The 1906-nt window shown below is 40.5% G+C and carries 2 protein-coding genes; one reads left to right on the plus strand and one right to left on the minus strand.

The genetic code is table 11. The features are described 5' to 3' along the window. Window positions 1-308: 308 nt before the first annotated feature. Window positions 309-977: a site-specific integrase gene (locus tag A3766_RS00905; RefSeq protein WP_068510108.1), complete on the minus strand. Its 669-nt coding sequence runs from the start codon at window positions 975-977 to the stop codon at window positions 309-311. Between the two features lie 267 nt (window positions 978-1244). Between A3766_RS00905 and A3766_RS00910 the strand changes: the two genes are divergently transcribed. Beyond that, on the plus strand, window positions 1245-1906 hold a 662-nt coding region (locus tag A3766_RS00910; RefSeq protein WP_068641482.1), incomplete at its 3' end, for a thioredoxin domain-containing protein.

The following is a 1906-nucleotide window of genomic DNA, read 5'->3' on the forward strand; positions in this document are numbered from 1 at the left end:
TGATACTGTGTATATGAACAGTATACAGAAGAAGCTTCTAACTGACGATCAGGAATAATTCTGGGCACAAGTTTTTAGTCCGCTCCTCACCAACAGCCGACTAAAAACGGACTATATCTCAAGGTCTGCTTTGTGAAGAAGACAGACTGTGAGAAAGGTAGTGCTTTGTGCTCAAAGCCAAAACTCTGTGACAACCTTAAATCAGGACAGCTAGGCCATATTGATAATGGCCTATTAGGTCTCGAATTGGCACTAGATAGACTATCACCTACTTATAAATTATTTCTTCAGCACGCATTCAAAACCAACTAAAGAGCTTCTTCATACATTTCAGAAAGTCGCTTTTTACTGATCGTGATATAAGACAATACCTGCTCGTGGTTGCTATGACCAAGTATTCGTGCAGCCTGTTTAAGGCTTATTCCTTTATCAATAATCGCGTTAGTGATAAGCGATTTTCGCCCTGTGTGAGAAGACGCATTATGAAAACCTGCCTTCGTGTAAATAGCTCTAATCAAGTGCTCCAGCGAATCACACGCCCTATAGGATTTAGTGGAGCCATCATACATAACCCGCTTTTTCTCTGTCATGGCATAAGGTCTACCCCGATTGTTATATAAGAATCTGCTGTTTGGATTTAATCCCTGGTATTGAGCGCTACCAATGACTGTTCCCCACTTTTTCTTAAGGCGATACTCAATCCAATCCTGGATTATTTCGCGACTTACTGGATTAGTAAGCCAAATAGTTCGTGGCTTAAGGCGCTTACAGATCTTGGCAGGAAGATGAATTTCTTTTCTTAATTCACCTGTAGAGTTTAAAAGAGATCCAGTTTCGATTAATGCGATTTCACTGACTCGCATAGCAGCATGAGAGAGAACCAGAGCGCAGCGCTTACCCTCTTTGTGAGTCATCAGATTTGCGACCGCAAGAGCGTGTCGAATTTCTTTCTTGGATAAAGCTTCAGCTTTACTCATGTCTGTATTTTCCCTTGTAGTACGAAGATACAGACAAAGCATTATCGGCCCTGTCTAAGAAGACTAACACACTAAGTTTATTGGCTTCCACGGAAAATAGGTTATTCCTACGGTCATTTACTTCTTCACTCTATTTCATTGGCAAGTGACTTTTCTTAACCTCAAAACAGATTGAAACTAAGGTAATGTGTCTTTGATCCTTTTATCGTTCAAATCCCTGACATAAAACCATACAGTATTTTGAATTTCTTTATTCAAGGTACAATCATGAAAAACACATTCGTTATTTGGGTATTTTTAATAGTAACTACCAGTAGTTTTGCTTACGGATTTAACAAGCTTAACAACGAGGTCCAATTACTTAAGAACCAGCCTCAGTCTCAATACAACGTCTCTCAGGAACAAATTGCGCTGCTTGTTCAAAATGAGATGGCTAGATACAAGCAGAAAGACTCTAAGAAAGCATTAGAAACACTTAAGAATCAATATTCTTTGGCCTCTGACTCTTCTACTGAATTACGCTACGGAAAAGAAGGCGCTCGTTTCACTTTTGAAATGTACTCAGACATTGAGTGCCCTTACTGCCGACAAATGTTTTTCGACGTTAAGAAGGTCGTCGATAACTCTAAAGGCGTAATTAACTGGGAATACAAGCACTTCCCTTTAGGTGGTCATAACCCGATGGCTGCAATCGAAGCCCAGGCAATTGAATGCATTGCCCAAGAACAGGGTAACCAGTCTGCATGGGTTGCTTTAGATCAATTCATTAAACAAACGCAGGGGAACGGTAAAGGGGTTTCTCAAGGTATTCCTGAATTTGTTAGAACATTTGGTCTGAATGGTTCAATGCTCAAGAACTGCATGCTTTCAGACGAAGCAAAGGTTGCTGTCAATGAGGACTATGGACAAGGCGCTAATAAGGGCGTTTC

The sequence above is a fragment of the Oleiphilus sp. HI0132 genome (assembly GCF_001635845.1).